Source organism: Rhodoferax sp., from assembly GCF_044236835.1.
Taxonomy (GTDB): domain Bacteria; phylum Pseudomonadota; class Gammaproteobacteria; order Burkholderiales; family Burkholderiaceae_C; genus Allorhodoferax.
Genome location: NZ_JBIIGC010000006.1, coordinates 30176 through 42615 on the forward strand (window position 1 = coordinate 30176; position 12440 = coordinate 42615).

Here is a 12440-nt window from a genome sequence, read left to right on the forward strand (position 1 = left end):
CCCTTTTTCGTTGGGTTCTGCGGCGCGGTAGCAAAGCGGTTATGCCCCGGATTGCAAATCCGGTTAGTCCGGTTCGACTCCGGACCGCGCCTCCAAGATTTCTGGTCATCCAAGCCCTGTTCTCATGCAAGTGCAGGGCTTTTTTGTTTGACAATCTAAGCGACAGCCTGAGTGGTGAAATAGGTAGACACATCGGACTTAAAATCCGCCGCTTCGTGAATAACGGGCGTACCGGTTCGATTCCGGTCTCAGGCACCAAACTACACCACCTCCGACCTCAAGCCACCATGACACGATATAACGCACCCTATGAAATTCATGTCCATGGTCAGGTGCAGTTACGCTCGGATGTCAATTTAGACCAGTTGCAGGATGCGCTAAGGCCTCTGTGGCGCTACGCCGGTTCCACCTCTATGGCCGAAGGTGCTGCCAGCACGTACGAGGACGAGCCGGGCATTCAGTTCGACGCGCAAGACCACACGCTGCAGATCTGCTGGACCGTTCATGGCGACGATGACTTTCGACAGACCTTGGACGAGGTGTGTATGAATCTCAACGACATCGCCGACACAGGCGCTGCGGTTGAGGTGACCTTCTACGACGCAGAGTTCGACGAAGAAGCCGAGAGCAGCACAGCGCAATCGCGCGATGACTTTTTGATGTTGTTTGTTGGTCCGAATCCAGCCGCCATCATGCAAGTACAAAGGGATTTGCTGGTGCAGGACTTAGTGAATTTGATGGAGCGTCACTTTGACGGATCTGAGCTTGGCGGCGTGGTTGCAGAGGTTGATCGCTTGTTCTCCCAGCGCTTCGATGCCTTGGTAAGCTCCCTCGAGATTGGTAAGCCTCCCAGAGGTTTTGGCGGAGGCTCTGGCGGGCATGGCGGAGGCAGAAAACCGCGACATTTGCACTGAAGCCGGCGTTGGCCGCCAGCGTCAGCTGGTCTATACTGGTCCGGCCGTTCGGGGCCAAAGGCAATACACATGGATAGCGACCGTTCCGGTCCAATGCACTAGCAAACATGCTAAAGAAAATCAACGTGAGCCAGATCACGGTAGGCATGTACCTCAAGGAGTTCTGTGGCTCTTGGATGGAGCATCCGTTTTGGCGCAGCAGCTTTGTCATCACGGACCCCAAAGACATCGAGTCCATCTTTTCTAGCAGCATCAAGGAAGTATGGATTGATACATCCAAAGGTTTGGATGTTCCGACTGGTGGGTCGGCCATTTCCGAAGCCGAAGCAGATGCGCAAATTGATGCAGAGCTTGAGCGTGCCGCCGAGCAGACGCGCGATGTGGCGCCAGTGTCGGCTGCTGAGGAGTTTGAGCGCGCTGCCAGGATTTGCGCTCAGTCCAAGCGTGCGGTCATTTCGATGTTCGAAGAGGCTCGGATGGGCAACGCGGTGGACGCCGGCAATGCGATGCAAGTCGTGGAAGAGATATCGGATTCGGTTGCCCGCAATCCGGGAGCGCTCATCAGTCTGGCCCGACTCAAGACTGCCGACGATTACACCTACATGCACTCGGTCGCGGTGTGCGCCATGATGGTTGCCTTGGCCAAGCAACTCGGATTGGACGAAAAGCAGACCCGGTTGGCCGGGATCGCCGGCCTGATGCACGACTTGGGTAAGGCGGCAATGCCCAACGATGTTTTGAATAAGCCTGGCAAGTTGACCGATGGGGAGTTCGCCATCATCAAGGGGCATCCCCAGGCTGGCTACGAACTGTTGTTGACCGGGACCAATGTTGATCCCGTCACCTTGGATGTGTGTTTGCATCACCATGAGAAGGTCGATGGTTCTGGCTATCCAAAGGGCCTCAAGGGTGATCAGATCAGCTTGATGGCGAAAATGGGTGCCGTATGCGATGTGTACGACGCCATCACATCCAACCGTCCTTACAAGGCAGGTTGGGATCCCGCGGAGTCTATGCGGCGTATGGCAGAGTGGACCAACGGGCATTTCGACGCGCGAGTTTTTCAAGCCTTCGTCAAGAGCTTGGGTATCTACCCAATCGGCTCACTGGTGAAGCTAAGCTCGGGATACTTGGCCGTGGTGGTCGAGCAAACTGGCAAGTCGCTAACAATGCCCTTGGTCAAGGTGTTCTACTCGACCCAGTCGGAACTCAGGATCACCCCGCGTATCGTGGACCTGTCACTTGCAGGAACCAACGAGAAGATACTCAGTCGCGAAGATCCCAGCAAATGGAACTTTCCCGACCTGAAGGAGTTGTGGTCGGGATTGTTGGGCTCCTAGGCTGCGTTCCTGGTCACCGCGTCGCTAGCAGCCCCGAGTAATCGGCATGTTCACTGGCTTCGAGTCGGTTGAGTACTTTCCCAACTCAAGTTTGGCAACCGCATTGCGGTGCACCTCGTCCGGTCCATCGGCAAACCGCAGCGTTCTGGCGCAAGCATAGCTGTATGCCAGAGGAAAGTCCTCGCACATACCGCCGCCACCGTGGGCCTGCATGGCCCAATCGATGACGTCGCACGCCATGTTGGGCGCCACCACCTTGATCATCGCGATTTCGTTGCGGGCAAACTTGTTGCCGGCTACATCCATCATCCAGGCCGCCTTCAGGGTCAGCAGGCGCGCCATATCGATCTTGCACCGCGCCTCTGCAATGCGTTCTTGGGTCACTGTCTGTGCAGCCACTGATTTGCCGAAGGCGATGCGCGCGGATGCGCGGCGGCACATGAGCTCTAGAGCGCGCTCAGCCAGCCCGATCAAGCGCATGCAATGGTGGATGCGGCCGGGTCCCAATCGGCCTTGTGCGATCTCGAAACCCCGGCCCTCGCCAAGCAGAATATTCTCGAAAGGTATTCGGACGTTGTCGAAGAGGACCTCCATGTGGCCGTGTGGCGCGTCGTCGTAGCCAAACACGCTGAGAGGCCGCACCACCGTTAAGCCTGGCGTATCCGCTGGCACCAACACCATGCTTTGCTGCGCATGACGTGCCGCTTCGGGGTCGGTTTTTCCCATGGTGATGTAGATGGCGCAGCGCGGATCCCCCGCGCCGGAAATCCACCACTTGCGGCCGTTGATCAGGTACCCGTCGGCTTGGCGCTCGATGCGGGTGGAAATATTGGTAGCGTCGCTCGACGCCACTGCAGGCTCGGTCATGGCAAATGCTGACCTGATCGTGCCTTCTAGAAGGGGCTTGAGCCACTGGGTTTTGCTCTCGGGCGACCCGTAGCGAGCGATGGTTTCCATGTTCCCGGTGTCGGGGGCTGAGCAGTTGAACACCTCACTGGACCACGGTACCCGCCCCATGATTTCTGCCAGGGGAGCGTACTCTTGGTTGGTCAGACCGGCTCCGGGAAAACCCGCCGCTTGCGCACTGTCGACTGGCAAAAACAGGTTCCACAGCGCCTCGGATTGTGCTCTGCGCTTGAGGTCTTCGATGAGATTGAGTGGGGTCCAGCGCTTGCCAGCCGCAGTGTTGGTCGCAATTTCTGCGTGGTACGCAGCCTCAGCGGGGTAGATGTGGTCCTCCATGAAACGCTGCAGCTTGCTCTGTAGTGCTTTGGTTTTTGGAGAGTAGTCAAAATCCATGGTGTGTCCTTATGGGGTGGTTTGGGGCGGTGCGCGCGTCGCAACGATGCGCCGTATGCAGGTTCGCGGGTCAGGCCCTTTGTGCCAATTGCCAGGCCATCCATGCCAACGGCCTTGCACCGGCCGCTGACTCGATCGCCTGGGCACTGGATGCGGTACCCGTTTCCACGCGTTTGGCGATGCCTTGCAAAATCGCCGCCAGCCGGAAAAGGTTGTAGGCGAGAAAAAAGTTCCAGTCGGTCTTCAGGTCCTGGGGCTGAGCCAAGCCACTTAGGTCACAGTATTGGCGAATGTACGTGTCCTCGCTGGGGATGCCTAAGTCCGCCAGGTTCAAGCCTCCAATGCCCCGAAATGCCCCCGGTGCGATGTGCCAGGTCATGCAGTGGTAGCTGAAGTCCGCAAATGGGTGGCCCAAGGTGGAGAGTTCCCAGTCCAGTACCGCGCACACTTTTGGGGCCTCGTGTTCGAACATCAGATTGTCCATGCGGTAGTCGCCATGCACGATGCCCACCAGCCGATCGTCCCGCGCCAGGCTGGGGATGTGGGCCGGCAGCCACTCCATGAGACGTTCCATCTCCTCGATTGGTTGGGTCATGGACGCCAGGTATTGTTGGCTCCAGCGCTTGATTTGACGCTCGAAGTAATTGCCGGGCTTGCCATAGTTCACTAGGCCCTGCCGGACATAGTCGACTGTATGCAACGCGGCAATGACGCGGTTCATTTCTTGGTAGATGGCAGTGCGTTCCTGGGGCGACATGCCTGGCAAGGCTTGGTTCCACAGCACCCGGCCCTCACGGTATTCCATGATGTAGAAGGCGCGGCCCAGTACCGACTCGTCCTCGCATAAAGCGAGCATTTCTGGCACCGGGACTGCGGTCGAACGCAGAGCGCGCATGACGGCAAACTCACGCTCAATGGCGTGAGCGGATGGCAGCAATTGGGCTATGGGGCCGGGCTTCATGCGCATGACATAGCGTGCGCTTGGCGTGACCAGTTTGTATGTAGGGTTGGACTGCCCCCCTTTGAAAATCTCAACCGTCACCGGTCCCCGAAAGTTTTCTATATGGGCTTGCAGCCAAGCTTGCAGCGCCTCGAGGTTCAGGGCATGTTTGCCCAACGCAGCCTGGGTGCCAATGAAGTGATCAAAGTCGGTCATGGTCGATCTCATTAGGGCGAGCGGTCGGATTCTGCAATTCTCATGAGCGCGTGGCGGTCACGCACGACCAGACCGCCCGGCTCGATACGGATGATCTCTTCGCGTTCGATCGACTTGAGCTCTTGGTTCACGCGTTGCCTAGATGCGCCAAGCAGTTGCGCGAGTTCTTCTTGTGCCAAATGCAGACCAATGCGGATGTCCGCGCCCTCGCTCAATGAGGGAACCCCGTAGGAACGCACCAAGTGGAGCAGCTGTTTGGCCAGGCGAGCGCGCAGTGGCAGCGTGTTGAGATCTTCCACCAGTCCATAGAGCTGGCGGATGCGCCGCGCGTGCAAGCGCAGCAGCGCCTCATACAGTTCCACATGGTTCGCCAGAATTTTTCGGAAGTCCGCTTTGGCCACGCACAGTACCGTGCTTTCTCCATGCGCATAGGCATCATGCGTGCGCCGGTCGCCATCAAAAATGGAAACATCGCCGAACCAGATGCCAGGTTCAACGTAGGTCAGCGTAATGAGTTTGCCCGAAATGGAAGTAGAACTCACCCGTACTGCGCCTTTAGCGCAGGCGATCCATTCCTCTGGAGGTTCGCCCCGGGCTGCGATCAGTTCGCCATCGCGGTAACGCTTTGCATAAGCACAGCGCAAGATGTCATGGCGCAGCGAAGGCGATAGCGTGCTAAACCAGCGACCTGCGTTGATCGCCGATCTCTCATCAACGGTGAGTATGGGTTCATCCATCGCTGGGGTAACTGCAACAACACGTAGGTCCGAACATCAGTAGCCTATTGTCACTGCCGAGTCCCGGTGGGTATCCGCTGCATGTCGCCAGGGTGTCAGGGGCGAGCTGCTGCGGCCTGGGACTGCTGACACTGTCGTCCACCCGAAGGCCTGTGCAGGTAAGCCAAGCGCCACCCGCAAGCCTGCACCACAGGCCGGGCCTATAAATGTTCGAATGCAATCAATGTACGCTGGCGTGTGCCAGAATGTTGACACCTTATGAGCCGATTTTGCAATCTTGGCAAGCCAATCGCAGCCGCTGCTGTGTTGTTCGCGGCACTGGATGCTTCGTCTTTGACCTTGGGGCGGATGCAGGGCGCAGCAGTTCTGGGCCGGCCGCTTGACGTGTCCGTGGTGGTGCAGCCGGGCTCCTCGGGTGACGCCGCTGTTGCGTGTTTGGATGCCACCGTGAGCTATGGTGACGCAAGACAGCCCGCTAGCACCATCAGCCTGGGAGTGGACCCACGGCCGGACCAGAGCCTACTCGTTAACGTCTATGCGCATACATCGGTGAGCGAGCCGGTGGTGACCGTGGAGCTGCATGCAGGTTGTGGGACCAAGATCAGCCGCCAGTACATTCTCTTTGCCGACCCGGTGGGTACCGCATCTGTGCCGGTCACCCCATTGACCCAGGCGCCAATACCGGGGGCGAGGTTGGGGTTTGAGGTCACGGCCAGCACACCGACGGTAGCAACAGGCAAGCCGCAACCGACGCAATGGCCAGCTAGCGTGGCTTCGTCAGTGCCACCGCCTGCATCCAAGGTGCAGACACCAGCTGTCGTGAAGGCGCCCGCACCGAAAGCTGAGCGCGCACCGGCCGTTGCAGCCAAAGCGTCAGTAGACAGTGTTTCTGCCGTGGTGGAAGATCTGCGACGTCGATTGGATGCCTTGGAGCAATCGAGCAACCCTTCAAGCACTGTTCCCGAGCCCAGTGGCCCCGCATTGCAAGCGCTGGAGACCAATTTGAAGGCGCTGCAGGTTGCCACCGCCAAGAATCAGGAGAATGTTCAGCGCCTGAAAGATTCCATCGGCACGGCGGATCCCCCAGCCCACACAAGCCAACTTATTGCCTTGGCGGTTGGTGGCCTGGCGATTGCAGCTTTGCTGGCGCTGCGGTGGCGAAAGCAGCGTGCTACCTCGCCCCCGTGGTGGGAGCCAGCCGAGGCCCCGTCAGAGGAACAGGTGCTGTTGCACGGCTTAGCCGATACGCCGGTGAACGCACCTGCTGCAGAGTCTGTGCCTGCTGCGCCCGCGCAAATCTCTTCCCACCGCGACAGTCCGACAGGCTTGGAAGTGGATATCGTGTTGGGGGACTCAGATTTTCAAGGCTTGGTCGTATCGACGCCGCAGACAACCCAAGGCCCTGCAGCCGCTGCAACCTCCGATGCAGGACTCTTTGGTGAGCGCGATGCGCCGCCGACGGACGCCCGTTCTGGCCAGATGAAAGAAATGCCTGACGTTCGCCAACAAGCCGAGTTTTTTGTCGCCCTGGGGCAGCATGAGGAAGCCACCAAAGTGCTAGAGGCGGGGATCAAGGAAAGCAAAGACCCGATCCCCGTGGTGTACCTCGACTTGCTCAGCTTGTTGCACACCCTCAGCCGCCGCGAGGAGTTCGAACGCTACCGTCATCAGTTCCAGCAGCAGTTCACCGGCTTGCTACCGGACTACAGCAACTTCTTGGCGGAAGGCAATGGTTTGGAGGTCTACACAGAGACTTGCGGACAGATTGAGTCTCTGTGGCCTTCCCGCGATGCGCTTGTCTACATTGAATCTTGCCTACTACGTCAACCTGATGACCAGCCCGAACAAGGGTTTGATTTGCAGGCATTCAGAGATTTATTGATGTTGCATGGCGTGCTACGCCATCTCGGTTCGGCTCCCGATTCACAACCTGTTGCAATTACTACATCTGACCGAAAGGGGTCGATGCCAAAAGGCACTGAGCTGGAGCGGGACTCTCAGTTAAACCTCACCGAACCGTTTCCGCCAATTGGAGATACTGAACAAGTTGCTCCTAGCACGTCAGACTTTGAGCTGACTGCACCGCCCAACAACTTGATCGAATTCGACATGGGCGAGTTGGGTAACGCCAAAAAAACCAGCGGCCCACAGAGTTAATGCTCTCGGTCAGCGGCGCACCTGCAGTGCCCCAGGGTTGATGATGTTTGTGGGAGTTCCCTTAATGAAGTTCACCACGTTATCAAAGGCTGCGCTGAACAGCAGTTCATAGTTGTTTTGCTCAACGTAGCCAATGTGGGGTGTGCAAATGCAGTTCTCGAGTCGCAACAGCGCGTGCCCTTGCAATATGGGTTCGTTCTCAAACACATCCACTGCGGCCATGCCTGGTCGACCACGGTTAAGCCCTGCAATCAGGGCTTCGGGTTGTATCAGCTCCGCGCGCGACGTGTTGATCAAGATTGCAGTGGGTTGCATCAGTGCCAAGTCTTCTGCAGTCACTATGTGCAAGGTCTCGGGGCACAACCTCAGGTGCAGGCTGAGTACATCGGATTGCGCGAAAAAATCAGCACGGTTGGGTGCCGAAACGTGGCCATCCTGGGTTGCCGCAGCGCGGGACGACTCGCTGCCCCAAACAATGACCTGCATTCCGAATGCCTTGCCGTAGTTGGCGACCCGCTTGCCGACCCGGCCGTATCCCCACACACCCAAGGTCTTGCCTTCAAGCACACTGCCGAGCCCGAAGTTGGAAGGCATAGCACTTGCCTTCAGCCCCGATTGCTGCCAAGCGCCATGCTTTAAGTGGCCGATGTAGTGGGGCAAACGCCGCATGCTTGCCATTACCAGCGCCCACGTCAACTCGGCAGGTGCTACTGGGGAACTGGTACCTTCAGACACCGCAATGCCGCGCGCTGTACAAGCTTGCAGGTCAATATGGCTACCGACTCTGCCGGTTTGAGAAATCAACTTCAGCTTAGGCAGCTTCTCGATCAACTGCCGTGTCATCTGGCTGCGCTCACGAATCAGGACCACGATATCCGCGTCCTTGAGGCGCACGGAGAGTTGCCCTTGTCCCTTGACTGTGTTGGTGTACACCTTGGCTTGGTACGCTTCAAGCTTGCCAGCGCATTGGAGCTTGCGCACCGCATCCTGGTAGTCATCTAGGATCACAATGTTCATGCCCACGATTGTGCCCTGAGACCTGACTGCGGCGGCGGCCCTGCCATGCGCTCACTAAGTCACTGGACGGAGCTCACCCATGACTGACGCCGCTGGCCCTTCGCCGATGCCTAGCGCAGCGAAGCCTCGTGAGCGACTAGCCGGTCAAGTTCTGCGCACACATCTGCCATGCGGCCTGAAATCACCATTCTGCCGACGCTGCAGCGTGTTTGCCCAGACTCTACAACCCGAACCACGCGCAATGGTCTGATCGGGACTCTTGGGCGAAAGTTGCATGGATTGGGCCGCACAATCGCGACCTGTTGTACAGCCAGTGGCATGGTGTGACCCCTGCCATCAGAGAAAAAAGTAGGGGGATGTGAGCGGACGCTTGGCAACTTTGCAGCGAAGGCTAGGCGGGCAGAGGTGTACAACTTGTGCAGGATAAGCATGGTCGGGTGCATTGAAGGGGGCTCCTTGTTGGACTTACATCAACATCGTGTTGCGAATCAGGCCAACTGCCAGTCCTTCTACCTCAAATGCTTCACCAGGCTCTACAACGATGGTCTGGAAGTCTGGGTTTTCGGGGTGCAGTTCGATTAGATGTTTGTTGCGGCGAAATCGCTTGACAGTGACCTCGTCCCCCAGCCGCGCAACGATGATTTGCCCGTTTTTTGCGTCCTTGGTGGCTTGCACCGCTAACAAGTCCCCGTCCATGATGCCAGCGTCTCGCATCGACATGCCGCGCACCTTCAGCAGGTAATCAGGTTTGCGCTGAAACAAACTGCTTTCAACGTAGTAGGTTTGGTCAATGTGTTCTTGGGCCAAAATCGGTGAGCCAGCAGCCACACGCCCTACCAGGGGCAACGAGAGCTGTGCCAAACCTGGCAAAGGCAAGGAAAACTGCTTGTTTCTTGACTCATTGATGGAGCGTAGTGCATCGCTACGGAGCCTGATGCCGCGCGATGTGCCGCTGACCAGTTCAATAACGCCTTTGCGGGCTAGCGCTTGCAGGTGCTCTTCAGCAGCGTTGGCTGACTTGAAACCCAACTCGTTGGCGATTTCTGCGCGGGTTGGCGGCGCCCCGGTGCGGGCGATTGCGCTTTGGATGAGATCCAAAATTTGTTGCTGTCGTGCAGTAAGTTTGGGGCTTTCGAGCATGGCGTCTCCTGGTGGGAATATGGGAAACTAACTGGTGCTATCAACATACTGGTTTCTTAACCAGTAACTGTATTTTCAGACAGTTTTTGTCTTTTTGCAAGCAAAGGATTCGCATGTCGAAGAAAGTGGTGTTTTTGGGGACGGGTGGAACGATTGCGGGGTCTGCTGCGTCGTCCAGCGACAACGTGAGCTACAAGGCGGCCCAGCTTGGGATTCAAGATTTGCTGGATACCTCTCAAGACTTGCAGCGCTCACTTGTCGGCTGTATTGCGCAGGCCGAGCAGGTCTTTCAGATCAATAGCAAAGACCTAGGATTTGGGCATTGGTCGCTGCTGCTGGGGCGTTTGCAGTTCCATTTGGTGCGCCCCGATGTCGTCGGTGTCGTCGTCACGCACGGGACCGACACACTGGAGGAGACAGCTTACTTTCTTCACCGGGTCCTACCGATGGAGCAGCTGACGCACAAGCCGATTGTGCTGACTTGCGCGATGCGCCCGGCGAGTTCCAGCCAGGCCGATGGGCCGGCCAATTTGGCCGATGCTACTGCCGTGGCGACCTCTGGTAAGGTCAGCGGCGTGGTGGTCGTTTGCGCAGGAAAAGTTCACGCTGGCGCTCTTGTACGCAAAGTGCAGCCATACCGAGTAGATGCTTTTGACTCGGGTGAGGCTGCTCCAGTTGCGTACGTCGAGGAAGGACGGGTGCGGTTGGTGTCGCAATCCGAGCCACTTGGGCTGCAACCAATCCCGGGGGCTGCCTTGCATGGCACATTGATACCTCGCGTTGAAATTGTCACCAGCCACAGCGGTGCAGGCGGCGCTATGGTGCTTGATATGGTCCGAGCGATGGATACGTCAACAGATCCTTTGCGCGGCATTGTGGTTGCAGGCACCGGCAACGGCAGCATTCATTTTGAGATGGAACGGGCTTTGCGTGTGGCCGTTGGACGCGGTGTTTGGGTCTGGCGCACCAGCCGCTGCGCTGGCGGCGTGGTGGTGGATGCGTCCGCCGGTATCCCTGAGGAGTTTCCGTCGGTGGGCTTATCTCCGGTCAAGGCGCGCATTGAGATGCAGCTTCAGCTTATGTCAACGGCGCCATGAGCACCGTGCCAATCTCGGGAGTATCCGGGCGCAGTCTCAGGAGGTGAGCGCCTTAAATACCCGCTCAGTGATTGCGTCCACCGATCCTTCTCCGCTGATTGAGCGGTACTTTGGCGCGGCCGCCGAATTTTTGCGGGCCCATTCAGAATAGTAGGCCACCAAGGGTCGGGTAAGTGCGCTGTAAACCTCTAGTCGCTTTTTGACGGTTTCCTCTTTGTCGTCCTCGCGCTGAAGGAGCGGCTCGCCGGTAATGTCATCGATGCCTTCTATTTTGGGCGGATTGAATTTGATGTGGTAGGTGCGACCTGAAATCGGGTGAGATCGGCGGCCACTCATGCGTTCGATGATGGCGTCAAAAGGAACATCAATTTCAAGCACATAGTCCAAACGCACACCGGCAGCTTTCATCGCATCGGCCTGCGGTATGGTGCGCGGAAACCCGTCAAACAAGAAGCCGTTGGCGCAGTCGGCCTGTGCAAGGCGCTCCTTGACGAGGTTGATGATCAAATCATCGCTTACGAGTCCCCCAGCGTCCATCACGGCCTTTGCCTGTACACCCAGCGGGGTTCCTGCCTTGACGGCTGCACGCAGCATGTCCCCCGTCGAGATCTGGGGGATACCATATTTGCGGCAAATAAAGGTGGCCTGTGTACCCTTACCAGCGCCAGGTGCGCCCAACAAAATCAGTTTCATGGAGACCCTCGAATTGAACCTAAGCCCGGCCAGTCAGTTGACAAGATTGACGGTGCAAGTTGACCGGCAAATGCTTGCGAGAATAGCACGCCCAGACTGTGGGCAACCTTACAGCACGCCAGCTTGTGCTGCGTAGATTTGTCGCACCCGCACCAGGTCTTCGGGCGTGTCCACACCGCCCTCTGGCGCCTGTTCGCAAAGGTGCACCGCAATTCGGTGACCGTGCCAAAGTGCTCGCAGTTGTTCAAGCGCCTCCGTGGTCTCAATGGGCGCTGGAGCCAATGCCGTGAATGTGCGAAGAAAGCCTACCCGATAGGCATATATTCCGATATGGCGCAAGGGCGCAGGTACGGGTAGCGCATCCTCACTTCGGGCGAATAGGTCGCGTGGCCAAGCAATCGGTGCCCGGCTGAAATACAGTGCAAAACCCTTTGCGTCGGTGACCACCTTGACGATGTTTGGGTTGACAAAGTCTCGTGCTGACACGATGGGGTGCGCAGCGGTGCCCATGCTGGGCGCGTGCACTCCCCAGACCAACTGCGCCACTGCGCTCACCAGTTGGGGGTCAATCAGGGGCTCATCGCCTTGGACATTGACAACAACTTGCTCGTCTTGCAGACCGAGCAATTCGCAGGCCTGAGCCAGCCTATCGGTTCCGCACACATGGTCTATGGCGGTGACCACCGACTCGATACCGTGCCGGGCACAGGCTTGCACAATGCTGGTGTGGTCTGCGGCAACCACGACACGGGTGCCTTGCGGCACGCCGCTTTGCACCCTTTGCGCCACGCGCACCACCATCGGAATGCCGCCAATGTCGGCCAAAGGCTTGTTGGGTAACCGGGTGGATGCCAGCCGCGCGGGGATCAAAACCGTGTACTGCATCAAGC

General features: G+C 57.9%; 11 protein-coding genes and 2 tRNA genes. 6 read left to right on the forward strand and 7 right to left on the reverse strand.

Annotated features, from left to right (window positions below):
* Window positions 1-21: 21 nt before the first annotated feature.
* From ACILRC_RS05825 to ACILRC_RS05840, 4 genes are all read left to right on the forward strand, one after another.
* Window positions 22-95 (forward strand) — tRNA-Cys (locus tag ACILRC_RS05825).
* 70 nt (window positions 96-165) lie between these two features.
* Window positions 166-258, forward strand: a tRNA-Leu gene (locus ACILRC_RS05830).
* Window positions 259-287: 29 nt separating this feature from the next.
* Complete coding sequence (locus ACILRC_RS05835; protein ID WP_395668416.1) at window positions 288-914, forward strand: DUF6806 family protein; 627 nt, start codon at window positions 288-290, stop codon at window positions 912-914.
* Window positions 915-1021: 107 nt separating this feature from the next.
* Window positions 1022-2254, forward strand: coding sequence for an HD-GYP domain-containing protein (locus ACILRC_RS05840; protein ID WP_395668417.1), 1233 nt, complete (start codon window positions 1022-1024; stop codon window positions 2252-2254).
* Between the two features lie 24 nt (window positions 2255-2278).
* Here ACILRC_RS05840 and ACILRC_RS05845 read toward each other — a convergent pair whose 3' ends face one another.
* From ACILRC_RS05845 to ACILRC_RS05855, 3 genes are all read right to left on the reverse strand, one after another.
* Window positions 2279-3553 (reverse strand): acyl-CoA dehydrogenase family protein, encoded by a 1275-nt coding sequence (locus ACILRC_RS05845; RefSeq protein WP_395668418.1) that lies wholly within the window; start codon window positions 3551-3553, stop codon window positions 2279-2281.
* A gap of 70 nt (window positions 3554-3623) precedes the next feature.
* The gene (locus ACILRC_RS05850) at window positions 3624-4709 is read right to left on the reverse strand and encodes a phosphotransferase family protein (protein ID WP_395668419.1); all 1086 of its coding nucleotides are present in this window, start codon (window positions 4707-4709) and stop codon (window positions 3624-3626) included.
* Between the two features lie 11 nt (window positions 4710-4720).
* Window positions 4721-5446, reverse strand: a complete 726-nt coding sequence (locus tag ACILRC_RS05855) for a Crp/Fnr family transcriptional regulator (protein ID WP_395668420.1) — start codon at window positions 5444-5446, stop codon at window positions 4721-4723.
* A gap of 894 nt (window positions 5447-6340) precedes the next feature.
* Between ACILRC_RS05855 and ACILRC_RS05860 the strand changes: the two genes are divergently transcribed.
* A complete protein-coding gene (locus ACILRC_RS05860) occupies window positions 6341-7603 on the forward strand; it encodes a hypothetical protein (RefSeq protein WP_395668421.1) in 1263 nt (420 codons plus the stop codon).
* Window positions 7604-7612: 9 nt separating this feature from the next.
* Here ACILRC_RS05860 and ACILRC_RS05865 read toward each other — a convergent pair whose 3' ends face one another.
* Both ACILRC_RS05865 and lexA read right to left on the reverse strand, forming a co-directional pair.
* Entirely contained in the window at window positions 7613-8620 is a 1008-nt protein-coding gene (locus tag ACILRC_RS05865) for a D-2-hydroxyacid dehydrogenase family protein (protein ID WP_395668422.1), read from the reverse strand.
* A gap of 465 nt (window positions 8621-9085) precedes the next feature.
* Entirely contained in the window at window positions 9086-9760 is a 675-nt protein-coding gene (gene lexA, locus ACILRC_RS05870; RefSeq protein WP_395668423.1) for a transcriptional repressor LexA, read from the reverse strand.
* Between the two features lie 11 nt (window positions 9761-9771).
* Here lexA and ACILRC_RS05875 point away from each other — a divergent pair, with 11 nt between their 5' ends.
* A complete protein-coding gene (locus ACILRC_RS05875; RefSeq protein ID WP_395668424.1) occupies window positions 9772-10857 on the forward strand; it encodes an asparaginase in 1086 nt (361 codons plus the stop codon).
* 36 nt (window positions 10858-10893) lie between these two features.
* Here the strand turns inward: ACILRC_RS05875 and adk are convergent, their stop codons facing one another.
* Together adk and kdsB are read right to left on the reverse strand one after the other, a co-directional pair.
* Window positions 10894-11550 (reverse strand): adenylate kinase, encoded by a 657-nt coding sequence (adk, locus tag ACILRC_RS05880; RefSeq protein ID WP_395668425.1) that lies wholly within the window; start codon window positions 11548-11550, stop codon window positions 10894-10896.
* Between the two features lie 108 nt (window positions 11551-11658).
* On the reverse strand, window positions 11659-12435 hold the full coding sequence (gene kdsB, locus ACILRC_RS05885; protein ID WP_395668426.1) for a 3-deoxy-manno-octulosonate cytidylyltransferase: 777 nt from the start codon (window positions 12433-12435) through the stop codon (window positions 11659-11661).
* Between the last annotated feature and the right edge of the window lie 5 nt (window positions 12436-12440).

What these genes read in the sequence shown, in the direction of transcription:
- ACILRC_RS05835 (WP_395668416.1), top strand. Translation starts at nt 288, where the DNA reads ATGACACGATATAACGCACCCTATGAAATTCATGTCCATGGTCAGGTG.
- ACILRC_RS05840 (WP_395668417.1), top strand. Translation starts at nt 1,022, where the DNA reads ATGCTAAAGAAAATCAACGTGAGCCAGATCACGGTAGGCATGTACCTC.
- ACILRC_RS05845 (WP_395668418.1), bottom strand. Translation starts at nt 3,553, where the DNA reads ATGGATTTTGACTACTCTCCAAAAACCAAAGCACTACAGAGCAAGCTG.
- ACILRC_RS05850 (WP_395668419.1), bottom strand. Translation starts at nt 4,709, where the DNA reads ATGACCGACTTTGATCACTTCATTGGCACCCAGGCTGCGTTGGGCAAA.
- ACILRC_RS05855 (WP_395668420.1), bottom strand. Translation starts at nt 5,446, where the DNA reads ATGGATGAACCCATACTCACCGTTGATGAGAGATCGGCGATCAACGCA.
- ACILRC_RS05865 (WP_395668422.1), bottom strand. Translation starts at nt 8,620, where the DNA reads ATGAACATTGTGATCCTAGATGACTACCAGGATGCGGTGCGCAAGCTC.
- lexA (WP_395668423.1), bottom strand. Translation starts at nt 9,760, where the DNA reads ATGCTCGAAAGCCCCAAACTTACTGCACGACAGCAACAAATTTTGGAT.
- adk (WP_395668425.1), bottom strand. Translation starts at nt 11,550, where the DNA reads ATGAAACTGATTTTGTTGGGCGCACCTGGCGCTGGTAAGGGTACACAG.
- kdsB (WP_395668426.1), bottom strand. Translation starts at nt 12,435, where the DNA reads ATGCAGTACACGGTTTTGATCCCCGCGCGGCTGGCATCCACCCGGTTA.